Source organism: Nonomuraea sediminis, from assembly GCF_018531495.1.
Classification (GTDB): domain Bacteria; phylum Actinomycetota; class Actinomycetes; order Streptosporangiales; family Streptosporangiaceae; genus Nonomuraea; species Nonomuraea sediminis.
The window spans coordinates 24,318-46,717 of sequence record NZ_JAHDTI010000002.1 but is presented as its reverse complement, the minus strand read 5'-3'; the positions used below and the strand labels follow the sequence as shown (position 1 = coordinate 46,717).

At 65.3% G+C, this 22,400-nt stretch carries 23 protein-coding genes and 3 tRNA genes; 12 read left to right on the top strand and 14 right to left on the bottom strand.

Annotated elements, in window-relative coordinates:
- The first annotated feature begins 12 nt into the window (after window positions 1-12).
- The 3 genes from KIK09_RS08295 to KIK09_RS08285 all read left to right on the top strand — a co-directional run bounded on the left by KIK09_RS08295 (window position 13) and on the right by KIK09_RS08285 (window position 303).
- Window positions 13-85: transfer RNA gene (locus tag KIK09_RS08295), tRNA-Glu, on the top strand.
- Window positions 86-146: 61 nt separating this feature from the next.
- A tRNA-Asp gene (locus KIK09_RS08290) sits at window positions 147-221 on the top strand.
- Between the two features lie 5 nt (window positions 222-226).
- A tRNA-Phe gene (locus KIK09_RS08285) sits at window positions 227-303 on the top strand.
- Between the two features lie 243 nt (window positions 304-546).
- Here the strand turns inward: KIK09_RS08285 and KIK09_RS08280 are convergent.
- From KIK09_RS08280 to KIK09_RS08270, 3 genes are all read right to left on the bottom strand, one after another.
- Window positions 547-822: a site-specific integrase gene (locus KIK09_RS08280; protein ID WP_214318132.1), complete on the bottom strand. Its 276-nt coding sequence runs from the start codon at window positions 820-822 to the stop codon at window positions 547-549.
- A gap of 74 nt (window positions 823-896) precedes the next feature.
- The gene (locus KIK09_RS08275) at window positions 897-1,349 is read right to left on the bottom strand and encodes a VOC family protein (protein ID WP_214318131.1); all 453 of its coding nucleotides are present in this window, start codon (window positions 1,347-1,349) and stop codon (window positions 897-899) included.
- 202 nt (window positions 1,350-1,551) lie between these two features.
- On the bottom strand, window positions 1,552-1,800 hold the full coding sequence (locus tag KIK09_RS08270) for a hypothetical protein (protein WP_214318130.1): 249 nt from the start codon (window positions 1,798-1,800) through the stop codon (window positions 1,552-1,554).
- 817 nt (window positions 1,801-2,617) lie between these two features.
- Here KIK09_RS08270 and KIK09_RS08265 point away from each other — a divergent pair.
- Window positions 2,618-3,763, top strand: a complete 1,146-nt coding sequence (locus KIK09_RS08265) for an IS30 family transposase (RefSeq protein WP_372455622.1) — start codon at window positions 2,618-2,620, stop codon at window positions 3,761-3,763.
- A gap of 97 nt (window positions 3,764-3,860) precedes the next feature.
- Here KIK09_RS08265 and KIK09_RS08260 read toward each other — a convergent pair whose 3' ends face one another.
- The 4 genes from KIK09_RS08260 to KIK09_RS58990 form a co-directional block, all read right to left on the bottom strand.
- A complete protein-coding gene (locus KIK09_RS08260) occupies window positions 3,861-4,799 on the bottom strand; it encodes a hypothetical protein (RefSeq protein ID WP_214318129.1) in 939 nt (312 codons plus the stop codon).
- On the bottom strand, window positions 4,796-5,128 hold the full coding sequence (locus KIK09_RS08255) for a PadR family transcriptional regulator (protein ID WP_250572861.1): 333 nt from the start codon (window positions 5,126-5,128) through the stop codon (window positions 4,796-4,798). Before KIK09_RS08255 ends, KIK09_RS08260 begins: the two co-directional genes overlap by 4 nt.
- Window positions 5,129-5,397: 269 nt before the next feature.
- On the bottom strand, window positions 5,398-5,556 hold the full coding sequence (locus tag KIK09_RS08250; protein ID WP_214318128.1) for a hypothetical protein: 159 nt from the start codon (window positions 5,554-5,556) through the stop codon (window positions 5,398-5,400).
- 483 nt (window positions 5,557-6,039) lie between these two features.
- Window positions 6,040-6,165, bottom strand: coding sequence for a hypothetical protein (locus tag KIK09_RS58990; protein ID WP_275956068.1), 126 nt, complete (start codon window positions 6,163-6,165; stop codon window positions 6,040-6,042).
- A 690-nt stretch (window positions 6,166-6,855) separates the two neighbouring features.
- Between KIK09_RS58990 and KIK09_RS08245 the strand changes: the two genes are divergently transcribed.
- A complete protein-coding gene (locus KIK09_RS08245) occupies window positions 6,856-10,836 on the top strand; it encodes a DNRLRE domain-containing protein (RefSeq protein WP_214318127.1) in 3,981 nt (1,326 codons plus the stop codon).
- Window positions 10,837-11,630: 794 nt separating this feature from the next.
- The gene (locus KIK09_RS08240; RefSeq protein WP_214318126.1) at window positions 11,631-11,810 is read left to right on the top strand and encodes a hypothetical protein; all 180 of its coding nucleotides are present in this window, start codon (window positions 11,631-11,633) and stop codon (window positions 11,808-11,810) included.
- 520 nt (window positions 11,811-12,330) lie between these two features.
- On the opposite strand, the gene KIK09_RS08235 is transcribed toward KIK09_RS08240, so the two are convergent.
- The 6 genes from KIK09_RS08235 to KIK09_RS08210 form a co-directional block, all read right to left on the bottom strand.
- Window positions 12,331-12,522 (bottom strand): hypothetical protein, encoded by a 192-nt coding sequence (locus KIK09_RS08235; protein ID WP_214319662.1) that lies wholly within the window; start codon window positions 12,520-12,522, stop codon window positions 12,331-12,333.
- Between the two features lie 197 nt (window positions 12,523-12,719).
- Window positions 12,720-13,139: a site-specific integrase gene (locus tag KIK09_RS57485; RefSeq protein ID WP_372455658.1), complete on the bottom strand. Its 420-nt coding sequence runs from the start codon at window positions 13,137-13,139 to the stop codon at window positions 12,720-12,722.
- Window positions 13,140-13,244: 105 nt separating this feature from the next.
- Window positions 13,245-13,568 (bottom strand): tyrosine-type recombinase/integrase, encoded by a 324-nt coding sequence (locus tag KIK09_RS08225; protein WP_214318125.1) that lies wholly within the window; start codon window positions 13,566-13,568, stop codon window positions 13,245-13,247.
- A 158-nt stretch (window positions 13,569-13,726) separates the two neighbouring features.
- Window positions 13,727-15,193: an alpha/beta fold hydrolase gene (locus KIK09_RS08220; RefSeq protein WP_214318124.1), complete on the bottom strand. Its 1,467-nt coding sequence runs from the start codon at window positions 15,191-15,193 to the stop codon at window positions 13,727-13,729.
- Window positions 15,194-15,889: 696 nt separating this feature from the next.
- Window positions 15,890-16,663, bottom strand: coding sequence for a MerR family transcriptional regulator (locus KIK09_RS08215; protein WP_214318123.1), 774 nt, complete (start codon window positions 16,661-16,663; stop codon window positions 15,890-15,892).
- A 5-nt stretch (window positions 16,664-16,668) separates the two neighbouring features.
- Complete coding sequence (locus KIK09_RS08210; RefSeq protein ID WP_214318122.1) at window positions 16,669-17,472, bottom strand: alpha/beta fold hydrolase; 804 nt, start codon at window positions 17,470-17,472, stop codon at window positions 16,669-16,671.
- Between the two features lie 194 nt (window positions 17,473-17,666).
- On the opposite strand from KIK09_RS08210, the gene KIK09_RS08205 reads away from it, so the two are divergent.
- The gene (locus KIK09_RS08205; protein WP_214318121.1) at window positions 17,667-17,885 is read left to right on the top strand and encodes a hypothetical protein; all 219 of its coding nucleotides are present in this window, start codon (window positions 17,667-17,669) and stop codon (window positions 17,883-17,885) included.
- Here the strand turns inward: KIK09_RS08205 and KIK09_RS08200 are convergent.
- Window positions 17,866-19,059 carry an FAD-dependent oxidoreductase gene (locus tag KIK09_RS08200; protein ID WP_214318120.1) on the bottom strand — a complete coding sequence of 398 codons (1,194 nt, stop codon included), beginning with the start codon at window positions 19,057-19,059 and terminating at the stop codon, window positions 17,866-17,868. The genes KIK09_RS08205 and KIK09_RS08200 overlap by 20 nt on opposite strands.
- 87 nt (window positions 19,060-19,146) lie before the next feature.
- Between KIK09_RS08200 and KIK09_RS08195 the strand changes: the two genes are divergently transcribed.
- The 5 genes from KIK09_RS08195 to KIK09_RS08175 all read left to right on the top strand — a co-directional run bounded on the left by KIK09_RS08195 (window position 19,147) and on the right by KIK09_RS08175 (window position 22,189).
- The gene (locus tag KIK09_RS08195; protein ID WP_214318119.1) at window positions 19,147-19,659 is read left to right on the top strand and encodes a MarR family winged helix-turn-helix transcriptional regulator; all 513 of its coding nucleotides are present in this window, start codon (window positions 19,147-19,149) and stop codon (window positions 19,657-19,659) included.
- Window positions 19,656-19,802 (top strand): hypothetical protein, encoded by a 147-nt coding sequence (locus KIK09_RS08190; RefSeq protein WP_214318118.1) that lies wholly within the window; start codon window positions 19,656-19,658, stop codon window positions 19,800-19,802. Before KIK09_RS08195 ends, KIK09_RS08190 begins: the two co-directional genes overlap by 4 nt.
- Before the next feature lie 3 nt (window positions 19,803-19,805).
- Window positions 19,806-20,036, top strand: a complete 231-nt coding sequence (locus KIK09_RS08185; protein WP_214318117.1) for a hypothetical protein — start codon at window positions 19,806-19,808, stop codon at window positions 20,034-20,036.
- 248 nt (window positions 20,037-20,284) lie between these two features.
- The gene (locus KIK09_RS08180; protein ID WP_214318116.1) at window positions 20,285-20,713 is read left to right on the top strand and encodes a hypothetical protein; all 429 of its coding nucleotides are present in this window, start codon (window positions 20,285-20,287) and stop codon (window positions 20,711-20,713) included.
- 828 nt (window positions 20,714-21,541) lie between these two features.
- Window positions 21,542-22,189, top strand: a complete 648-nt coding sequence (locus tag KIK09_RS08175; protein WP_250572860.1) for a hypothetical protein — start codon at window positions 21,542-21,544, stop codon at window positions 22,187-22,189.
- Window positions 22,190-22,400: the final 211 nt, after the last annotated feature.

The following is a 22,400-nucleotide window of genomic DNA, read 5'->3' as shown; positions in this document are numbered from 1 at the left end:
GGAGTTTCCTGAGCCCCCATCGTCTAGCGGCCTAGGACACCGCCCTTTCAAGGCGGCGGCACGGGTTCGAATCCCGTTGGGGGCACGGCGGAACGGCTGGTCTTAGGACCACCGGGAAGCTGGTAAGCTAAGCGAGGCAAAAGCAAGGTCCTGTAGAGCAGTTTGGAGTGCTCGCCACCCTGTCAAGGTGGAGGTCGCGGGTTCAAGTCCCGTCAGGACCGCTCTGGGTCAGGTAGCTCAGTTGGTACGAGCGTCCGCCTGAAAAGCGGAAGGTCGGCAGTTCGACCCTGCCCCTGACCACCACTTACGACCAGCAAGAAAGCCCCGAAGCGAAGATCGCTCCGGGGCGTTTTTGTTGTATTGACGACAACGCTGACGACAGTGCTGCTCAGGTTTGGCCTGCCCGCCGCTTCTCCCAGTAGTCGGCTTCGTAGTCCCTCCAGTTGTAGTCCCTGCAAATGGAGGGGAGCGGGATCGTGCGCTCGGAGTCCTCCGATTTGGGTCCGACGAACTGGAGCCGCCCGCCGACCCGCTGGAGGGTCTGGACTACCTCCAGTCGTCGAGGTCGACGTCCTCCCGGCGCAGTCCGAGCAGCTCTCCACGGCGCAGGCCGAGGCAGACGGCCAGGATGTAGAGAGCTCCGAGGCGGTGATCCTTCGCCGCCTTAATGATCGCCTTGGCTTGCGGGACTGTGAGTCCGCGGTTGACCTTGTACTTGGGTGGAGAGATCTTGACGAGTTGCGCCACGTTCCGCGCGATGATCTCTTCCCGGACGGCGTTGCCCAGGGCGTTCCTGAGAACAGCGTGGATGAACTGGACCATCCGGGCCTCGATCTTGTACTCGCAGCATTGGCCGCCCTTCTTGGCGCAGCACTCAGGCGTCTTGGTCGGACGGATCAGGCGGGCGGGTCGGCGTAGACGTCGTGCAGCATGCCGGTGGCCTGGCCGACCTCGATGAGGTGCCCGTCCGGGTCGCGCATGTAGCAGCGGATCTCGGCCTTGCGGTCGATCGGCGCGGTGAGGAACTGGGCGCCGAGCGACGTCGCGTGCGTGTGGAAGGCGGCGATGTCGGCGACGCGGACGTTCATGAACGCGGTCACCGGGTCGCCGGGCTCGGGCGCCCGCAGCGTGACGTCCGGTTTGTCCGGGGTGGGGCCGCCGCCGGGGTTCATGATGATCCACGTGTTGGCGACCTTCACGATCGCCGGATTCTCTTCAAGTACGACCTCGCCGCCCAGGACGTCCGCGTAGAACGCGCGCGAGCGGGCCACGTCCCGGACGGCCAGGAAGTGCGTGACCACGAGCCCCTCGACGGGCGCGGGCAACTGTTCGCGGTCGACCATGCTCATCCCCTCACAGATTGTGGTGCGCTATGTGCGCCCAGCGGGTGGGGTCGGCCTCCAGTGCGTCCCGGTCCCGGTGGGCGAGGGTCGGCGGCGACCTTGTTGCAAGGTGTCGCGGGTCTCGTGTCAGTCGGCCACGCGCAACCGTGGCCAGACCAGCCGTCCCCCCTTGGCTGGATCGGTCGTGCGCCGTTGTCGCGCGAGGGAGTCATGCCCAGCCCGACGAGGGGTTAGTCGTGCAACGAACGTTACATATCGACCGGCCGTGCTCGACACCTGCCCTCGGAAGGTCGAAGGCGCGCACCCGCCCGTCAAAGGTGCGCACCTCCACCTCGCCGCCCAAGCGCCGCTCCAGGTCGATGTCGCGCACGGCTGCCCCGCGCTCAGGAGGGTCGGTCCGCATCGAGGTTCCCAGGAACTTCGGCTCGCCGGGAAACGCCCCGGTCACTGCGCCCACGCATACCTCCCCGGCCGACAGACTCGCGCTTGTTTGCCTGGCTTCAGCGTGCCGTCCCCACTCGCACCGGCGCGCGTACCTTGGTCCGATCCATCCGGCCCGTCCAATACAGCTGCCGGACACCACACCCCTGCCATCAATGGGAGGTACCGGGCAACCACTCCAGCCCCGATCCACGGCAGGAGCGCGAGAAACGCACCACCTACCTGAACTGATCCCCTTGGCCGTGGCCGGTCTCAACTCGTCACTGCACTCATAGCCCGGTACTCCGCCCACAGAAGGCGTAACCACGTCGGCGGGTCCCATGCCGAAACCAGGCGGCCGAGAAGACCTGTTCGCCCTTCCGTCGCAAGCCAAACGAGTGGTCGCTTGACATGGGAGCGTCAGAAAGTCGCGTAATGGCAGAGGTCGTGACGTTGGTCGACTTTGGCGCTCGCCGTACAGGGCTGAAGCGATCGCGTGTCGCAGTCCTTCGCCGAGCATAACCCGCGGATGACATGGCTGAGGTCGCGCGAAAGTTGACGACAACCATGACGACAACGTGAGCCACCACGGACCTCTCACCACCGCAGACCTCGTTCGACGGCACGGGCGCCAGGGCGTTCGATCCGCCTGAAAAGCGGAAGGTCGGCAGTTCGACCCTGCCCCTGACCACCTCTTCTGAACAGCAAAAATGCCCCGGTCATGATCGCCTCCCTTCTAGCGATCGTCGCAACACCCCAGCTTGGGGAGTGCGATGGAGTTCGAGATCCGAGAGATCCGGTCCCCTCAGGGGCGACGGAAGCTGACCCGTGAGCGGTAGGAATACTTCCGGCTTATGGATCAAGGTTTCAGCAGCATGGAAGCGTGCCGGATCGTCGGGATCAACTACCGCACCGGGAAGCGGTGGCGGAATGGCTCGGCGCCGAACAAGGCGAAAAAGAAGGGGGCCCCGCCGGTCCAACGACCGGCGGGGCCCCCTTCTGGCCTCTCCCGCTACCTGCGGGAAAACGAGCGGATCTACATCGCTGACCGGGTGCGAGAGAAGGCGTCGATCCGGGAGATCGCGCGCGAGCTGGGCCGTGCGCCCTCGACCATCAGCCGGGAGATCCGCCGCAACCGACACCCCACCAACGGCCAGTATCGGCCGCACGCGGCCCAGGCGCGGGCCGACGCACGCCGGCCCCGTCCCAAGCCGAGCAAGATCGGGCAGAACCCGGAGTTACGGGCCTACATCCAAGAGCACCTACACAAGTGCTGGAGCCCGGAGCAGATTGTCCAGAGCCTGCGCCGGACTTTTCCCGAGCGGGCGGAGATGCACGTGTGCCACGAGACCATCTACCAGGCGCTCTATGTCCGGGGCCGCGGCGAGCTGCGCCGCGAGCTGACGAGGGCGCTGCGCACTGGCCGCGCGATGCGCAAGCCGCGCCGCCTGGCCCAGCAGCGCCAGCCCCGCTACAGCACGCCGATGGTGATGATCAGCGAGCGGCCGGCCGAGGCCGACGACCGCGTGGTGCCCGGCCACGGGGAAGGCGATTGCATCATTGGCAAGAACCAGGCATCGGCGATCGGCACGCTGGTCGAGCGCAACACCCGCTACGTGATGCTCGTCCACCTGCCCATCGACCGCAGCGCCGAGCGCATGCGCGACGCCCTCTTGGACACCATCGCGACGCTACCGGCCCATCTCCGGCGCTCCCTCACCTGGGACCAGGGCAGCGAGATGGGCCGCCACCACGAGTTCTCCGTCGCCGCGGACATGCCGGTCTACTTCTGCGATCCAGCCAGCCCCTGGCAGCGCGGCTCCAACGAAAACACCAACGGCCTGCTCCGCCAGTACTTCCCCAAAGGAACGGATCTGTCCGTCCACACCCGCGACCAGCTCGACGCCGTCGCTGCCGAACTTAACGCCAGACCACGCAAAACGCTCGACTGGGACACCCCAGCCGAGCGCCTCGCCACGCTGCTCACCGCAAGCACCTAGACCCTGGGTCTACGCGTGAGTTCTGGTACCAAGCTCAGCGACGGTGGCACCACCTCATCGAGGCTGCCTGGTCGTTGATCCGCTGGGCGTTCTTCCTTTAGGAGCCGGGGCTCGTTCTCTGGTCGCTCCGCCGCCGGGTCAAGGCAGCCGCGGTGGTGAAGGCCAGGGCCGCGCACCCGAGTTGGGCAAGGGCCGTAAAGGTGGGCACCGACGGCAGGTCCCCGAGGTCGCCCAGGGCCGCCGCGGGCAGGAACAGCAGCAGCGCCGCCCGCCGCCCCACGGCCGACCGGCACGCGTACCCGGCCGCCAGCCCGACCACGACGAGCCAGGGCACGGGTTTCCAGGTCACGATGTCGTAGTGGGCGATCACGTCCACCCAGCGCACGATGGCCTTGCTGGCGGTCAGCCCGGCCACGGCGAGCGGCCCCCACAGCAGGAATGCGTGCCGGGGAATGACCGTGATCGCGCGATGCGCCGCGGGCGCGAAGGCGATGGCGACGGTCGCGAGTTGGGCCAGCAGGACCGGGCCGTGGTTGGGGAACAGCAGCGTGTCCAGATCCAGGAGGCGGGGGTGGTCGGCCTGGTACAGCACGAACGCGACCACGCCGAGCACGGCGATCCATCGTCGGCCGAGCAGCACGGCCAGCACCGGCAGGGCCGCGATGACGATCGGCTCGGCCAGGTACAGGATCCAGATCGGCCGCTCCACGGCGGCGGCCCCCGCGTTCCCCACGGCTTCGGCACCCTGGAGCAGCCCGGTCGCCAGCGCACCTGTCAGCATCAGGAACGGCCACAGCGCCACGGCGAGCGCCAGCCCGGCGCGCCAGGCGGGCGCGGAGACCGGGCCGAAGGCTCGCCGCCCGTGGACGCATAGCGCGCCCCACAGTAAGTCTGCCGCCTCGGTCGGATGCGGACGGGTCTGGCCGGACTGCGCTCCGGCGAGGAGCACGCCGATCATTTCTTCCTCGTGCCGCGCCCGGTGGTCGCGCGGGTAGGCGGTCAGGAGACGGCGGTAGCGGGCTTCGAGCGGGCTCATGCCGTTCCTCCCGAGCCGATCGCGCGCAGGCGTGCGGTGGCTGTCTTGGCGTGCCTGCGCATCCGCTCTGCCTCCGCCGCCAGTCTCGCCGCGCCGTCGCCGGTCAGCCGGTAGTAGCGGCGCACCCGGCCGTCGACGATCTCCTCTCGGTCCTCGGTGATCAGGTTCTCTTCCTGGAGTCGGTCGAAGGCGGCGTACAGGGTGCCGGCGCGAAGGCGAACCTGGCCGTCCGAGATGCGCTCCACGTCGGTGATGATGCCGTATCCGTGTTGTGGACCGGCAGCTAGCGAGGTCAGGATCAGGAAGGTCGGCTCCTGCATCTGTCTCATGTGATCAATATATACCGGCCATCTACCTATAGGCGGGCGACCGTCACGACCGGTCAGGGGTCAAGATGGCTCGCATGACGGCGCCCCCCGCGAGAGGCATGGCCGGGCTGCTGACCGTACTGGCGGCGAGCGGGGTGCGGCGGCGTGTCACCGGCCGAGCGTCTCGCTATGCTTCTCACCGCCAGTAGTTGATCATCGTGTTGCGACGACCCCTGGAATGCGCCTCGAATGACCAGGGCGTTTTTCGTTGTGCGTGACTAACTGAGTGACTACAACTCCTGCATAAGCGGAAAGATCGCATCCATCACCGTCGCTCCCTCCTGCATGACAGGCCTGATCTGCTTGCGGTAGACGGTCTCCGTGACCACCGTGTTGGTGTGTCCGACCAGCCGTGAGATCTGCTCGATCGGCACATCGTGGGCGGACAACAGGGAGACGAAGCTGTGGCGCAGTTCGCGCGGCCGTTCGATCGCCTTTGGGGTTGCCGTTCTCCGCGCGGCCGTTGGCGTGGGTACGACAGTTCGCGTGACTGTGACAGTCGGGCTGGCTGAAGGGCGCGGGCCCGCCGGGACCGGTACGGCTGAGCTAGTGCGAGCCGCCTGAGGACGGTGAGGGTCGGCGGCGCTGTGGCTAGCCATGAGCACGGCAATGGCTAGCATGCACATCACCGACATGCCTCCAGCGACCTGGAGCACCATCAGACGCAACGGCCTCTTGGGCAGCGATCGGATCCGGGCGGACGGCGGGGCGTCAGATGGGCTGGACAACGATCTCCCCATCATCACTCTTCGTGGTCGATAGCGGCATTGGGTAACGATCACCCGAAGGGCTCGACGGCGTCGCGAGCATGAAAGTTTCCGTGGAGCTTGATCTAGACTCGGCCCCGCCCAAGTGTTTCAGCCCGCTTGACCCTAAGCGCGGGCGGTGATCTCGACCGGCTCCGGTCCGGCCGTTGCGCAGCAGACGGAGTCGAGGTCCTCCTTAGCGAGGGTCTGGACCTCGACCTTGACCTGGACGTCGACCTTGACTACGGACACGCGAGTGCGTGGACGCAAGGTGACGTCAATGTAGGCGGGGTAGGAGACAAACCACCGGCAGATCTCCCCTGCGCGAACGACTCCGCTGCAGAAGCGGTCGCTTCGTTCTTCGCTCCGGCCATCAATCACTGGACCAAGCGCCGGCGACGTCAGCGGGTAACGCACGCACCGCCAGCTTCGTCCATCCCGGAGAGGCCCCGCCAGGGCCATGACTTCTTCGCGCGGCGAGCTGAAACACCTGGGGGGTCAGCGGCAGGACAGCCGTACCCGACAGAATCCGCGCCGGACATCACGGAACAGAGGACGGAACAGGCCACGTCTCGGTCACGGGTGAGCGCACAAGCACCTACGACCAGGCGGGATACCCAGCCGAGCACGTTGTCGAGCGGCGCCCGCCGAATCTGACACACCAGATTTCCTTATAACGGCTTTATATCGAAGGAGGTTCCGAAACTGGGCGATATGCGACGGAAAGCGTGTTCCCCACGTGTCGAGTCTGCGCAGATGGGACTAGCCGCCGGACGAAGGGCGGAGGGGAGGGGGTGACATGCAGGTGACGCTGAGTGGATCTTGACCGGGTGGATTCGGTGGGGTGTCCTCTTTCTTGCCGTATTACCTCCTGTCGTGATCGGAGTGTAAGTGGAACCCTCTCCCCGCCCGTTATCTGGCACGAAGATCCTTCGGCAATCCATGATCGCACTATCACTCAGCAGCATGGTGGCCGCTACGGCGGCGGTTGTCCCGGGATCAGCCGCGCTAGCCAGCCCCACACCAACGTCCACGACGACATTGGCATCAGACAGCAAAACATTCGCTCGTCCCGACGATCCTGATGCGGCGCTGCGAGCCGCGATCGCCGACGCAAAGAAGCAAGGCAAAGAAGTAGAGGTCACGGCGGACGCTACCGCATCCAGAAAGACCTGGGCCTATCCAGACGGCCATCTTACATCCGACATCTACGCTGGGCCCGCGCGTGTGAAGCAGGCAAACGGCGAATGGGCCTGGATCGACAACTCCCTCGTCGAGCGCAACGGCGTTCTGACACAGCGCACACCTTCTGCGGCCGCTGCAGCACAGTTCTCGGCCGGTGGCGCAGATCACCCGTTCGCCGTCCTGACGAAAGGAAATAAGGGCGGGCAGCTCGCGCTCGACTGGCCCGCCCCTCTTCCAAAGCCCGTAATTAAAGGACAAACCGCGACCTACGCCGGTGCGGTCGGATCCGGCGCTGATCTGATTGTCACTGCCCTGACGACTGGTTTCCGGTTCGACATTGTCCTGAAGGAAAGGCCGGCGGGATCATTAACCATTCGCCTACCGGTCCATAGCAAAGGTCTCGATCTAAGCACAACCGCAGACGGCGCTCTTCAGCTAGCCGACAGTAAGGGGCGAACCGTTGGTCATGGTCAGCGGCCGCTCATGTGGGACGCCGGCCACGAACGCAGCGCACACCGCACCACCGTGCAGGTGAGTGTCGACAAGGGAAACAATGACACCGCCCTGGTCATCGCTCCAGATGAGAGTTTCTTGAGCGCGCCGACTACCAAATATCCGGTAACCATCGACCCCACCATCAGCCTGGGCCTACAAGCCGACACCTGGATCGAAAACTCCGCAGCTTACGGCAGTTCCCAGTCTAGCGATATACAGCTGTGGGCCGGGGCCTATGAGGATCCCTTCGAGGGTACGAACCTCGTCGACCGATCATTTCTGAAGTTCGACTCGTCTGCGCTGGCCGGTCGATCGATTAAGGATGCCGCACTCGAACTCCGACAGCACCTATCCACAGGCTGCGGCGATGGGAACTCCGCCATAAAGGCCCAGCGAATCACCGCGGACTGGAATGAACTCAGCCTGACGTGGGCAAACCAACCGGCCGCCACGACAGCTGGAGAGGTAACAGCCAGAGATGCCGCTGCATGCGGAGAAGTTCAGACCATGACGTGGCAGGTTCCGGCTATCGCACAAGCCTGGGCGAGCGGCGCGCCGAACTACGGAATCCTGCTCCGAGGCGCAGACGAGTCAGCAGCTAGCCCTGACTACAGTCGAGTTTTCGACTCGGCCGAATGGGGTGGCGAAGGCATCCCCAAGCTGAGCGTCACATACGGGCTGCCCCCCGAGATCCCGACGGTCAGCAGCGATTTCGTCGACTCGATGGACGACACCGACGCGATCGTGCGCAGCGGCTCTGTCGGTCTCACCTACTCATCCACCAGTACCGACGGAACTGCCATCGAGTACTCGATGACGGTCAGTGACACCACTGGCCAACTCACCACACCTGCTCCAGTCACCGGACCCAGCGGCCAAGCCGTACGGCAGAGCGTCACACTTGGCAACCCGCACAGCTTCAAGTTCTCGGTGAGAGCATGCGTGGCGCTGAACGTGTGCAGTCAAACGCCCGCCTACCGGATCAGCAATGACGCTCCGTTCCCGCCCGGAGCCATGGGTGTCGATTTGGCCTCCCCGACCAACCCTGTTTTGTACGGCCTGCTTTCTCGACCGTCCAGGGGACAGGTCTCCGGAAAGTTCTACCTCTATGACAGCGCGGGAAACCCCGTCGGGCCAAGCCCCGTAGGCGAGGGAACCGTCGAAGGGGGTCAACGCATCTCCCTGAGGCTACCCGATGGCCTCGTCCAGTCCGGCAAGTCCTACACCTGGCGACTCCAGTCATGTGTTCAGGACGCTTGCACTGCCCAGAGCCCGCCCAACTCCTTCACGGTTCCTACAAGCTCACCTCCTCCGCCCACCGGGTCGGCCACGGTGACTGTCGGTAGAACCTCCATAACGGTGAAATCGGCCCGAACGGCACCCGACGCCTGCTCGGGCAGCCCATGCCCGCTGACAATCAGCCCAGCGATCGAGGCGGGTGGCAGCGGCTCCGAGGAACGACTGTCGCTAGTCAACCCCGACCTCTCCTCGGTTCCTGAGGGGGCCCGAATCACTCGGGCCGCACTAAACCTTGGCACCGCCTCCTGCGCAGGGGGAACCTGCCCCGCCAACGCCGCAGTTGTTGCGTACGCGCCGAACGTGGGCGTAGCTGACGACGCAACGGGAGCGAGCCTCCGTCAGACTTTGAACCCGGAATCCAGTTCCCCTGCCTCAGCCTCGCAGCCGACCATCGACCTGACCGCCCTGGTCAGCGCCTGGCTCGCACAACCGAGCACCAATTATGGAGTCGTTATCCGCGGCTCTGGCGACCAGGTTCCAGTCGTCTCATTCGGCGGATCCGGCGCGGTCACCCCAACCTCTCTCGTCATCGAATATCTCCCTCCGGGAGTACCAGGCGCCACCTCAGTGCCGAAGGCTAAACCGGGGGACGGTGGAGCCCTTGTGAGATGGCTCGCTCCCAGCGATACGGGTACGACCAGCGGGGTCGACAGTTACGACGTCCAGGCACTCGACTCTGGCAACCAGGTGGTCAAGCAGGTCACCGTCAAGGGAACCGAAGCTGTCATCACCGGCTTGGTGAACGGCACCAGTTACCGATTCCAGGTACGGGCGGTCAACTCCCGTGGCGCGGGTCCCTGGACGCTCAGCGGTGCGGCGGTGCCCCAGGCCGTACCAGGTGGCGCGCAGCAGTACATTGACGCCGTCAAACAACTCGCCCAAGTGGACAACGAGCTCGCGGAGGCCAAGAGCGCCACAGTTGACCAGGCGTTGTCCAGCAAGCCCCAGGCTGCGATGGTGCGAGCACTCGCATACACAAGCGGGCCAGGTCAAAGCAGATGGGCGACGTTGGCATCGGCCAGGAAGTTCAGTCAGCAGAGTTCAACGGTATCGATCACTGACTCTCTGGTCACGGTCGATGGCAGCGGAGCAGTGACAGTACACGGCACGGTGACGGGCGATTCGGTCTTCGCCGACGCAACCGGAGCCACTCCGACCCAAACCACGACTGACTCAACCACCGAGCGACGCGAGTACCTCTTCCGCCCGAGCGGCAGCCAGCCGCAGCTCATCCAGGCCATGAACGCCGACGCTTCCGACACCGAGAGTCCCGCGGGTGAAATCACAGCCGAGCCAGCCGGTAGTCCGCCAATAGAGCTGCCGCCGGAGGCGACGCCCCTCGCAGTCGACGGGGTAGGGTTTTCCGACTACAGCGCGGGCGCTCCTACCCCCTCAGACCAGGAGCCCGCCAAGGCCAGTCTGGCCGGCATCGACTACAGAGGTATCAAGCTCTGGGCCGTCGCCAACGCCCATAGCCAGGCAGAACGGTTCCCCGACAACGATTGCACCAATTTCGCTTCACGAGCGATTAACCTTGGCGGCGGAGCGCCGAAGGACTTCCACCCGTTCCCAACTGTCCTCACGCGAGGAAACAACAATTATTGGTGGCAAACTCCGGGATGGGACCCCATCAAGTTCAGAACATCGTATTCGTGGTCGGCGGCGAACAACTGGTATCGTTACTGGTTGGTCAACAAAAAACGCGCGTCCTGGGTACCTTCCTGGAAGGAGCTGCGACAGGGGGACATCCTGCTCTGGGGAACTGGGATAGCGAGCAATCCATGGCACCACCTTTCAATCGTTAGCAACATCGATTCGAAGGGGCGCGTCTTCTACGCTCAGCACGACGGAGACCACTCATATCGTTCGTTCGAGCAAGGTCGCCCTTGGTGGCACAGCTATTACCCGAACGGTAAGGTCTACGGCATTCGCATCAACCGCTGAGAGGACTGCAACGTGACTGCCAGGGCGACGCGCGTGATCTGGCTACTGACCGTCGTCGCCCTGGCGGTTGCGGGTGTCGCGATCTTACGTGAAGTGCTTCCGACGCTACGAGTGGAGTGGTGCAAGCTCTTTCCCGAGAAGCGCTCTACCGTCGCCGTCCCCCCCTCGGACGCTGGCCCAAAAGAGGTGGTCGTTGCGTATCTTAACGCCGTAGCGGCCAGGGATAACAACGCGGTACGAGCGTTGGCAACGACCTCCTTCCTCGAGAGGCATGGCGGTGACGGCATCGGTTGCTACTATCGCCGCCTAGAGCTGACCTGGGTGGGAAAGCCTCACGCTGACACCTCCGCATACGCCACAAGTGTGTTCTCAGTTCCCACTAGATACACAGTCGACATGGAGGAAGCAGGACCAGAAACGGACGGGGAATGCTTCTACGATTTCTCCGTCGGACGGAACAATCCGTCAGAGCGTTGGCGGATCATCGACTATGGCAACGGATAGGTAGCTACTGAACCCCTCCGCAAATTCTAGTGCGGCAGCTACCATACGTTGGCTGAGCTGAGATGATGCGCTCTGGGCCCGTACGATCTTGTGACGAGAATTCCAGCACCTGGGAGCGGCCGCTCGTGATCTGATCATGGCTGTGTGACGAGAACAAGATCGAAGGCGGCTGCCACCTTCACCGTAGAAGCCACGCGGATATAGCGGAACACCGAGGAACTAAACCGCGCTGGCGCCGACGTTTCACCAGGGTCAAACCGCGGCCGCAGGTGGCCAAACACGTCCGAACCGTGCTTTCCGACCTGCCCAGACGCACCGGCTGGACGATCGCAGAGTGGTCGGGCGACAGCAGCCCCCACGCCACCCAGCGGCTGTTGAGTCACGTCACCTGGGACACGTCGGGCGCGATGAGCGCCATCCATCGCTTCGCCATGGCCCGTCTCGACCCGCCGCCCGGCCCGGCAGCCTGACCGTGGGAGTGCTGAATGAGTCCAGTGCGGAGAAGAGCACCGCCACAGCGGGAGTCAAACGACAGCGCATAGGCTGCGCGGGCGGCATCAACACCGTGCATCTGACCCACGTCCGCGCGAGCGCAGGGCACGCGCGGATTGCGTCGCGGTAGTGGATTCCGCCGAGCAATCAGCGACCCGGTAAGGCGACACCACCGCACTGCCCCGACCCCCAGCGTGTTTCAGCCTGCCTGACTAACTGAGTGACAACGACAGGAGTTGATCACAGACGTGAGCGGACACTGGCGGACGGTTGTACGCACGTCAGGAGCGCGCCGCCGTGATCAGAACGTGCGTTCGGGTGCCTGAAAAGCGGAAGGTCGGCAGTTCGACCCTGCCCCTGACCACCACCTACGACCAGCAAGAAAGCCCCGAAGCGAGGATCGCTCTGGGGCATTTTTGTGTCCACTGACGGCAACGTCCATGGTCTTCCTCCATAGAAACAAACGGCCCCGCAGCGTTGCTGTGGGGCGGCCGTCAGTTACTTCTTCGCCATGTCGGTGATGGTCTTGGCCCAGTCGGCCAACTGGGAGACCACGGCTGAGACGGAATCCCCCGTGTCTCGCCGCATCGCCTGTGCTACCCAGAAGGGCAGCAGCATCATGATGATCAGGAGCGTTGGCACTTGCAGTAGCGCGACCACAAGGACGCGCCGTCCAGAACCGAGTGCCATTCGAAGTCTCCTTCTTTCAGGGGGCGGTGGGCATCGGCTCGCGCGAGTTGCTCAAGAGTGCATTGTTGTGCTTGATGAAATGTGCGGGAATTAAGATAGGTCTGGCCGAGCCTGCCCAGAGCCTTGCGCTTCTCGTCGAGCGAGGCGTGAGCGTGGATCGTCATCGTGACCTCGATATCGCTGTGTCCGACGATCTCTCAGACCACGTGCGGAGGAACTGCCAGGTCAAGGAGCAGGCTCACGCGGGTGTGCCTCAGATCGTGCAGGCGCATTTCACCGAGGCCGGCGGCCTTGCGGACGGCTCCCCAGCTTCGCCGGAGGTTGTCAGGTTCCATCGGTGTGAGGCGGCGCGATGGGAAGACAAGGCTGTGGTCCTCCCAGTCCGGCCAGGCGTCCGATCGTTCGGCGAGCTGGCGCGTGTGGTGCTCTTTGAGGGCGTCGAGGCAGAGCTGAGGTAGCGGGATCGTGTGCTCGGAGTTCTCCGTCTTGGGGCGGGCGAAGCCGAGCTCACCGTCCACTCGCTGGAGGGTCTGAACTACTTCTAGAGTGCCCGTGTCGAGGTCGACGTCCTCCCAGCGCAGCCCGAGGAGCTCCCCACGACGTAGGCCGAGGCAGATGGCCAGGATGTACAGGGCGTGGAACCGGTCGTCCTGCGACGCCTTGTGGACCAGCCGCGCTTGCTCTTTGATCTTGTACAGCAGCGAATGCGCAACGGAGCCGAGCTACGGCATCCGATTCCCGAGGCTGTCGTTCAGCCGGTCGAGGGCCTTGCGGGTTTTGGGTGACGGGATCTGCGTGTAGACGTCCATCGTCATGGAGATCTGCGAGTGCCGCAGGAGCCGCATGGCGACGCGCGGGTGGACGTCGAGGGCGGCCAGGAGTGAGGCGCATGTGCGCCGGGTGTCGTGCACACGGATGTGAGGGACACCGGCGTTGCGGCAACGCGCCTCGAAGGCGCGGTTGAAGTTATGCGGCTCGACCGGCGTGCCGTTCCTGGTGGTGAAGACGAGGTCGGAGTCGTCCACTCCGAATGCTTCCAAACGCATGGGCTCGGTGATCAGGCGGCCTGCACAGAGATCAACGACCGGGCGTGAGAGGGACTGGCGCCAAGGCCGACCGGCGGCTGGTCTGCCGATGGCCGGTGCCGGGCTGATCCGCGTCAGCCTGGCACCGGCGTTCACGTCTCGGTCTGCCGCTGTTCGACCTACCCCTGGGGCTCTTCCGCCGGGCAGCGGGTGCCCCGTGCGGGCACGGTCAGCGAGATCAGGTAGCTGTCCATGGCAGCCGTGGTGCACTGGGTCATGCCGTAAACGCCATGGCCCCAACCCTCGTACGTGAGCAGCGCGGCCTTGGAGCCGAGCTGGCGGGCCACGTTGGCCGACCACGCGTACGGCGTGTCGGGGTCGTGCATGGAGGTGCCCACCAACAGCGGAGCTCTACCCGTGTACCGCAGCCGGTGCTGCGGGTTGTTGACCGGGTGGCCCTGGCAGATCGGCATGTCGCCCATCGGCATCGGGTTGTACCGCATGTCCGGGGCCACGGCGTTGGAGCTGCGCATCACGTCGGCGTACTCGTTGTAGTTCCGGAGCGACAGGTTGAAGTCCTCGCAGAGGATCGCGGTGGGGAGTTCGGCGAACTCACCGTTCACGGGCCCGTTGCCGGGAGGGCCCGGCATGTCATCCGGCACCGGCCCGCCGTCCAGGGCGAGGAGCACCTTGGCTTCCTGCCGCCAGACGGGCGCCTCATTGAGCACCACGCCCAGCCAGAGGAGGTTGTGGGCGCTCACTGGGCGGTCGGTGACGCCAGGCCAGTACAGCTCGCCGCGACCCGCCTTCTCGAGCAGTCCCTTCCACAGCGCCCGGACGTCGCGCCCGTGAAGGACGCAGTCGGTGTCCCGGTCGCACCAGGCGACGAACTCCGCGAAGCTGTCCTGGACGGTGGCCGCCTCGGTCGCCTGGAACGCCTTGACGTTCAGGCTGTGGTCCATGTTGCTGTCCAGCACCATGGCCCGGATCCGGTTCGGGAAGAGCTCGGCGTACATCTGCTGGGCGAGCGTGCCGTAGGAGACGCCGTACGAGGTGAGCTTGTCTTCGCCGAGCGCGGCGCGAATGGCGTCCATGTCACGCGCCACGTTGGCCGAGTCGATGTGGTCGTACAGGGGGCCGGTGAGCTTGCGGCAGTCCGCGTACAGCTTCTTGTCGAAGGCGACCCACTTGTCGTAGTCGGCCTGGCTGGTCATGACCGGGTACGGCATAGCGTTGTACACCGAAGCCGAGCAGGTCACTGAGCCGCTGCGGGCGACGCCCCGGGGGTCGTAGCTGACGATGTCGAACCGCCGCTGGACGTTCTCACTGAAGCCGGAGGGGCGAAGGATGTCGTTCACGCCGGAGTTGCCGGGTCCGCCCGGGTTGGTCAGCAGGGATCCGATCCGCGCGGCGGGGTCGGTGGCCTTGCGCCGGGCGAGGGCCAGGTCGACGGTGGGTCCGTTCGGCTTGGACCAGTCGATCGGTACGGCCAGCGTGCCGCACTCGACGGTGGGCTCCTCCTCGCACGGCCCCCAGGTGATGCCGCGCTTGCCGACGGCATCCCCTCCGGTCGGCGTCGCGTTGGCCACCCCGCCCATCGGACCGGATAACAGCGTCGCCATCGCCACGAGGACGGTGGCGAGCATGGAAGTTCTTCTTGGCACATTGCCCCCATTGTTGATCGGCTGGCCTGGCTGCTCACACGGCACACGACCGGTCCTGACCTTGCTGCAGTGACCGGCCGCTCGGCCAGGAATAGAGCCCCGTCGAAGGGTTGTCGATCCTCCTCGAACCCAGGAGTCCCCTGCTACGCGTCAATGGTTCGTGGCGCGCACCTCTCCTTGATCATGACTCCCGAATCTAACAGTTCGGCGGCTCCGCCGTTGACGCGTCGGCTGTGTTTATCTGCGCGGACGTGTCGAGTCCTCTCGTCATGCCGATCCGGCTGCGACCTTGAGTTGAGCGCGGCGAAGTTCGAAAGCGGCCTGAGGTATTCGGGACTGTTAGGGTGACCCGCGTGAGGTGGCCGCCAGTCGGGTTTCGCGCGTGGTCGCGCATGCCCGGTCAGCCGCGTTCGCATGGAGGACGGGTGGGTGCCCCGCCCCGCTCGTCGAGGTGGCTGGTCTGCTGATCGTGATCCTTCCTTCTCTCGGCTTCATGCTGCCGCCGGGAAGGACGTCGCAGGCCCATCCGCGGTGGGCGTTGCTGTCGTGGATCTTCCCGATGGGTGCTCATCATGGGGAACCACTCGTGCCCGTTGTCTGCATCGCTGCCGTATCCGTGTGGGGCAAGCTCGCCGGGCGCCGGCATGCTCGGGAATGAGCGCGCCTGCGGGGCTGCCATTACTGGCGTGGGATGTCTACTCCGGCGGAGCGCAGTTTTGTCTCGACTAGCGCGGTCAGGTGGGCCATGGCCGGGCCCTGGTCTTCGCCGTGGTGGTTGAGCAGGCCGTACCGGGTGGCGTCAGTACGGGCCTGGAGGCCGTTCGAAATGGCGAGCAACGCGGGGTTGGCGAGGAAGTGGTCGGCCACGGCGGTCGCGAGTTCCTCGATGCGGGGGTCGTCGGGTTCCAAGTCCTTGGCGGCCCAGCATTGCTTGTTCAAGGCGACGAACCGGGTGTCGTCGAGGGCGTGCTCGCCCTTGGTGAGAAAGTCGTCGAAGCCGTCAGGGACCAGGGCCCTGGCCAGCACCATGCCCTCGCGGTAGGCCGCCACCTCGTCCGGGGTGAAGCCGAGGTCGGCAGCCCGGTCCAACAGCGCGCAGGCCCGGTCGGGCAACAGGGCCCGGTCACCGTTGGCCAGCCGGTCCAGCAAGTCGCGGCGCGCGATCAACTCCTCGATCCGCTCGGTCAGCCGCCGTTTGACCTCGGCCAGGTCGGCGGCGAACCGCTGCGGATCGGCATCGAGCAGGGCGCCGATCTCGGACAGCGGTACGCCGGACTCAGCGAGCGTCCGGATCTGGACCAGCCGCAGCAGGTCGGACGACCCGTAGCGGCGATAGCCAGAACTGTCACGGCGCGGCTCGTCGACCAGGCCAAGCCGGTGGTAGTGGCGGATGGTCTTGATCGTGACGCCGGCGAAGGCTGCCGCCTGGCCGATCGTGACGCCGCTGGTCATGGTCGTCAGCGACTTTCGCGGGTGAGGGCGGCGACCTCGCGGGTGGCCGCGGCGATGGCGCGGAAGTCCTTGCGCACGACCGTGCCGTGGTTGCTGGCGACCTTCGCGCTTATCGTGAGGTTCGGGTTGCGGGCGAGCACGGGGTTGAGGGTAGTGCGCATCCGCTCTTGCTCGTCATCCTTGCTGCCCAGGGCCTCCCCGGAGGCGACCACGTATCGGACCGGGACGGTCACGCTGTCGAGGACCGGTTCGAGGGCGGCGTGGATGATGTGGGCCTCGATGTTGATGTCGGCATGCTGTGCGGCACTCATCCGCGCGGCGTTGCCGATGAGGCGCGCCATCGGCAACGCCCACCGGAACTTACGGAACAGCTGCCGGATGCGTTCGTGGTCGGCATCGTCGGTCCAGCCGGTCGGATATGGGCCGTCGACCCCGACCACGCCGGCGACGCGGCCCGGATTCCGAGCGGCCCAGTGCACCCCGAGCAGCGCGCCGTAGGACCAGCCCACCAGAATCGGCCGCTCCACCCTCCTGGCTTTCAGGACGGCGTCGAGATCTCGGATGCAGGCCTCGAAGGAGTAGTCCGCCGACTTCTTCGATTTGCCGCGTGCACGCTCGTCGTAGGTGATGTGTCGCCATCCGGACCCCAGGTCGTTGATGACAGGCCGCCAGTGCCGCTGGCTGGCGTAGGAACCGTTCAGGTAGACCACGGGGGTACCTGTCCCGCAGGTGTCGGTCACGGCCAGCGCGGTGTCTTCCACCGGCAACATGCCGCTCCAGCCCGAGTGGCTCGCGTTTGAGATCGTCATGCCGACAGCGTCGACCCTGACCTAAGGTCAAGGTCAAGCTGGCTTTCCCGCCCTCGGACTACTACGAGACCTCTGCTACGGGCGACGCGGTGGTCTGTAGGGACGGAATGACGGCGACGTCGAGCACCGAGCCCGTACGGGAGCACCCGCGGCTACAGTACGGCGCCTGGTCGAACCCACTTCACTGGGCGATCGTGACTTCTGAAAAGCGGAAGGTCGGCAGTTCGACCCTGCCCCTGACCACCACTTACGACCAGCAAGAAAGCCCCGAAGCGAAGATCGCTCCGGGCGTTTTTGTGTCCGGTGACGGCAAACTGCCGCGTGGCGGGCCGCCCCGCGCTGTGTTGCTGTCGGTGCTCGCGGGCCATGTGGGAAGCTCGTGCGACTGTCAGGTCATCCCATTCCGGATGTGACCTTGCTGTCGAAGTCGATGCGGTGGTTGTACAGCCAGGCCAGGGCTTGGGGGCTGCCGAACCGCTTCATGAGCACCGGGAACATTGCGTCGCGGAGCACCCGACCCAAGCCGGTGGCGGACTTGCTCCGGTTGACCTGCTGGGCGCCGGCGTGCACCTTGCGCAGGCGCCCCTCACGTAGCTGCTGGTAGGCCGGGAGGGCCAGGGTCAGCGGCATGTCGCGCAGGCAGCGGGCAAGCTCGATGGCGTCCTCTATGGCCATTGCGGCGCCCTGCCCCGAACTGGGGGAGGTGACGTGGGCGGCGTCGCCGATCAGTACGGCCCGGCCCCGGTGCCAGGTCCTGGGCGCCTTCATCTGATGGGAAACGAACCAGTCGTAGCCTGGCGGCGTGGCCTGGATGATCCGGGCAGCGGGGGAGGCGTCGACCGCAAGGAGTTCGTGCAGCCGGTGCTGCCACTGTTCGGCAGCGATCGCCGCAAGCTCGGCGGGTGCGGGCTCCTTGGAGGCGGGGACGTTGACGAACCACCAGACGCAGCCGTCCTCGCGCCGCACGTAGCCGAAGAACGCTCGCCTGCCGAACACCATGTGGAAGGTGCCGGGTTCGGTGTCCAGGTCGAGGCTGTGCGCGAATCCGTTGGTGCCGAAGATGCCGCAGTAGCGGGGGCGGGGCGCGTCGGGGGCAACGAATCGCCTGGTCGCTGAACGCATGCCGTCGGCGCCGATGAGCACATCGCCTACTGCCTCGCCGCCGTCCGCGAAGCGCGCGACGACTTGGTCTCCGCGGTGGTCGACCTCGACGAGACGCCTGCCGTACTCGATGCGCACACCCCTGGTAGCGGCGTGCTCGTGCAGTGCGGCGTACAGGTCGGCGCGCAGGAGCTGGATGGCCGTCGTGCCGTCCGGCAGCGAGGTCGGGACGTCCTCTCCGAGCCGCCGGCCGTTGCCGAGCCACATCACGCCTCGGGGGCAGGAAAACCCGGCGTCGGCAACGGCGCGGTGCGCGTCCAGGATCTGGAGCGCTGCCAGCCCGTTGATGGACAGGCCCATCGTGGCGCCCACGCCGTGCGCGCCGGTGGGATGGGCCTCGTAGAGGGTCGAGTCGATGCCCACCTTCTGCAGCGCCATGGCCGCCACCGGCCCGGCGACGCCGCCGCCGATGATCACAGCTTTCATGGTCTACCCTTCAGGCGAAATCCCGCTTCAAGAAGTAGCTTCCTCGAGAGTACTACTTCTTTGGGAAGCTAGTTTCGGGAGGATGAGATGTCAACAGGGCGAGAAGAGTTGGAGGCCGCCGCCTTTGCGGAGATCCCGCAGTTCGTCAGTGCGACGACGCTGTTCCAGAACGCCGTGGCCGACCAGCTCGGCGTGCCCGTCAACGACCTGCACTGCCTGAACCTGGTGAGCTCGGGGCAGGCCGTGACACCCACGCAGCTCGCCGAGCGTATGGGCATGACCACTGGCGCCGTCACGAAGATGCTCGACCGGATGCAGGAACAGCGGCTGATCCGGCGCGAGCACGACTCCGGCGACCGCCGGCGTGTGATCATCAGCCCGCTGCCCGACAGACTCGCCGAGCTCGCCGAGCTCTACCGGCCTATGGCCGTCTTCCTCCAGGAGCGGCTGGCTGCCTGCACCGTCGACCAGCTCCAATTCATCGCCGACTTCGCCTGCACGGCCAGGGACGTCGCTCTCGACCAAGCCGCCCTGCTGCGCAGGAGCGGCAAGGCGCATGCCACGCGCAGGGTTGCGGCTGAGAAGCGTGAACGCACGTGAAACCTGACACGTATCAGGCAGTAGCCGTTCGGCACTCCGAAGGCACCCCCAAACTGATCTTGCCCCGCCGCCTGGGTGCCGCCCGGGCCGCCATGATGCTGCGCGCCCTGCTGGTGCTGGTCGCCAGCGAGATCACTCGGTGACGGATGATCTCCCGTCGTGATCAGGTGTCTCATCTGCCCGAGCACCGCCAATCGAACTCACACGAGGCCACTCACCTGCGGATTCAGGATGAAACTCGTCCATTCGCGGAATCCGAGCCGTTCGTAGGGGGCGATGGCGCCGTGGTTGTTGCCGCGCGCACCAAGCGTCAGGGTCTTGATCCCTGGGTTCGGGCGCTGTCGATGAGCGCGCGCGATCAGCGCAGTTCCGACTGACAGTCCATGCCTTCAGAGTTCTTGGAGACCAGCACCACGGGATGATGCCGGAACCTTGAACTCCCAGGGGTGGACCCGTCCAGCCTGCGGTTGTGGCATGCAACGTAGGACCAACCAGAAGACAGCGCTGTCTCCTTGCATTGCGGGGAGCGGTCCCATACACGTATGCCCTGGCCAAGCCTCTGCCTGACCCAGGTCTGTCGTCTGAGCAAGAGTCTTCGGCCGGGCGTCGAAGAAGATGACCATACATGGACAAGATCGCCCGCGCGCGAAAGCTGACGTTGGTTGCCATATCGGCGGCCGTCGCCGGTGGGGCCGCGGTGGTGCCGGCGAACGCGGCTGACGCCCGGATGTCGCAAGCGGCCACGACGATGTCACTCAACGGCCCGACCACCCTGAACCCACCGGACGACCCGAATCCACCGGACCAGCCCAAACACAAGGCCCATATCGACGACGACACTCCCAAGATGGGGGCATGCCAAGACTCCAGATGCCGCCACCGGCGCAATTGGCTCCGGGAGCAGCGGGAGCAGCGGGAATGGGAAGAAAAAAAGTGGACGTGGCAGCGGCGGCTGAGGGACAAGCTTTTCGGGAAGAGTCACGCGCGCCAAGAGAGAGATGAAGAACAAGAGATGCTCAGGCGTCATCCTAAGGTTCATCATCCTGGTTATTGAGCGGTGGCCTTACCCCAACATGGCCCCAGGCTCATTAGCGACTAGCTGAGTAACAACCACAGAAAACGCAACGGCGGGGAGGGCGTGATCAACAAAAAGGGTGTTCTCAACCGCTTTTGGACGCGAAGCCTTCCCGCGCGAAGTGCCAGAAGGGCGGGCGTAGCACCTCTTCGGGCCTCCGGCGTGAGTAATTATCTGAGTGACAACGGCAGAAAACGATCACGGACGCTGGGGGACGGCCCGAAGCAGCTTAGGAGCCTCATGTGCGAGGCGAATATGTGTTCGAGCTTGCCTGAAAAGTGGAAGGTCGGCGGTTCGATCCTGCCCCTGACCAACACTTCCGACCAGCAAGAAAGCCCCGAAGCGAAGATCGCTCCGGGGTGTTTGTGTTTGATCGACGACAGCGACGTCAGATCGCGACGCCGAGGGCGAATTTCAAGATGCCCCTGGGCTTGGCATCTCGTTCAGGTGACGCCGGACAGCGTCCGTGCAGCCCGTGCGCGAGAGACGCGCACCTTGTCGAACCTTTCGGGCGACAGGACGCACTCCAGGTCGTGAAGATCGTTCCCTATCGGCTAACTCTTCGCATCTCTGGCGAGCTGATGCGCCGGCCCCACCTTCGCGTCGCCGTTGCTGGGTGCAGACATGGTCGATGAGGAAAGTCCGGCGCGGCCTCGAACCAATGAGCGTGCAGTGGCATCCAACAAGATCACAGCATCTGAAGGGACTCATGTGATCATCGGGTTGAGCGCCACCATGGGACATTCGACAGGCGACCGGGGCTGCGTATGACGCAGGGGCCCTCGCAGCCGTGAGCGGGTCCCAGTCATGGTGATCCGCAAACGCGCTCCACGCTCCACGCAGCGAATCGACGTGACCCGCCTTCCCGAAGACGTCGTGGCGCTCATCGACGCCCTCGGGCCTGATGAGAACCTGGTGATCACGCGTGACGGCGCGTCGATCGCGGCGATCTCCAGCACCATTGACGTGGTCCAAGGCGCCATCGTCGATCGCGACGCGCCAGATGAGGCTGACGATCAAGCACCGATCGACTACGAGAGCGTGACAGTCGTGGCCACCGCGATGGAGCTGTCGACCGCGGCTCGGGTCGCGCTGTCCACCCAACTCGGGGCCGACTACGTAGTGCTCGACATGCATGCGGCTCCCGCGACGACCGATGTGCTGCTGGTACCTCCAGGCAGCCCGCAACTGATCGCAGCGCTCCGATCGATGTTCCCGAAAGCTCGCGTCATCGTCACCGAGATCGAGGACCACGAGCTCGGAGTTCAGTACCACGGCCCGGTCCGACGACTGCTCGACGCCGGCGCTGATGCGTATTTACCTCCGGCGACCCTCCCACTCCTGGCCAGGCAGCTGGACTACACGCTGAACCAAGGCCGCGAGATCGCCGGCGGGGCCGCTGCACCGCTGCAGATCGCACCGACCGCGGAACCGGCAGATCCAGACGACGAATGACCCTGCGCGGGTTCGCAGGGTCATCGTGGGTGGCCGGCGTTCAAGCAGCGAAGACGGGTGAGGCCACCGCAGGGACGTTGGCATGCCTCCATCGACTGGAGGGCCGCCGCCCCATCGAACGCAGGCAGAACAGCGCGTAGAACATTCACCGGGCTCACCGGTGAAGGCGCTCCTGCCAGAGCCGCTCTTCTCGCACGGACCGGAAGACGCT

Coding starts and splice junctions, on each gene's coding strand:
- KIK09_RS08280 (WP_214318132.1), bottom strand. CDS start 822: ATGGTCCAGTTCATCCACGCTGTTCTCAGGAACGCCCTGGGCAACGCC.
- KIK09_RS08275 (WP_214318131.1), bottom strand. CDS start 1,349: ATGAGCATGGTCGACCGCGAACAGTTGCCCGCGCCCGTCGAGGGGCTC.
- KIK09_RS08265 (WP_372455622.1), top strand. CDS start 2,618: ATGGATCAAGGTTTCAGCAGCATGGAAGCGTGCCGGATCGTCGGGATC.
- KIK09_RS08260 (WP_214318129.1), bottom strand. CDS start 4,799: ATGAGCCCGCTCGAAGCCCGCTACCGCCGTCTCCTGACCGCCTACCCG.
- KIK09_RS08255 (WP_250572861.1), bottom strand. CDS start 5,128: ATGAGACAGATGCAGGAGCCGACCTTCCTGATCCTGACCTCGCTAGCT.
- KIK09_RS08245 (WP_214318127.1), top strand. CDS start 6,856: ATGATCGCACTATCACTCAGCAGCATGGTGGCCGCTACGGCGGCGGTT.
- KIK09_RS08235 (WP_214319662.1), bottom strand. CDS start 12,522: ATGGCACTCGGTTCTGGACGGCGCGTCCTTGTGGTCGCGCTACTGCAA.
- KIK09_RS08225 (WP_214318125.1), bottom strand. CDS start 13,568: ATGCGTTTGGAAGCATTCGGAGTGGACGACTCCGACCTCGTCTTCACC.
- KIK09_RS08220 (WP_214318124.1), bottom strand. CDS start 15,193: ATGCTCGCCACCGTCCTCGTGGCGATGGCGACGCTGTTATCCGGTCCG.
- KIK09_RS08215 (WP_214318123.1), bottom strand. CDS start 16,663: ATGACCAGCGGCGTCACGATCGGCCAGGCGGCAGCCTTCGCCGGCGTC.
- KIK09_RS08210 (WP_214318122.1), bottom strand. CDS start 17,472: ATGACGATCTCAAACGCGAGCCACTCGGGCTGGAGCGGCATGTTGCCG.
- KIK09_RS08200 (WP_214318120.1), bottom strand. CDS start 19,059: ATGAAAGCTGTGATCATCGGCGGCGGCGTCGCCGGGCCGGTGGCGGCC.
- KIK09_RS08195 (WP_214318119.1), top strand. CDS start 19,147: ATGTCAACAGGGCGAGAAGAGTTGGAGGCCGCCGCCTTTGCGGAGATC.
- KIK09_RS08185 (WP_214318117.1), top strand. CDS start 19,806: ATGATCTCCCGTCGTGATCAGGTGTCTCATCTGCCCGAGCACCGCCAA.
- KIK09_RS08180 (WP_214318116.1), top strand. CDS start 20,285: ATGGACAAGATCGCCCGCGCGCGAAAGCTGACGTTGGTTGCCATATCG.
- KIK09_RS08175 (WP_250572860.1), top strand. CDS start 21,542: ATGGTGATCCGCAAACGCGCTCCACGCTCCACGCAGCGAATCGACGTG.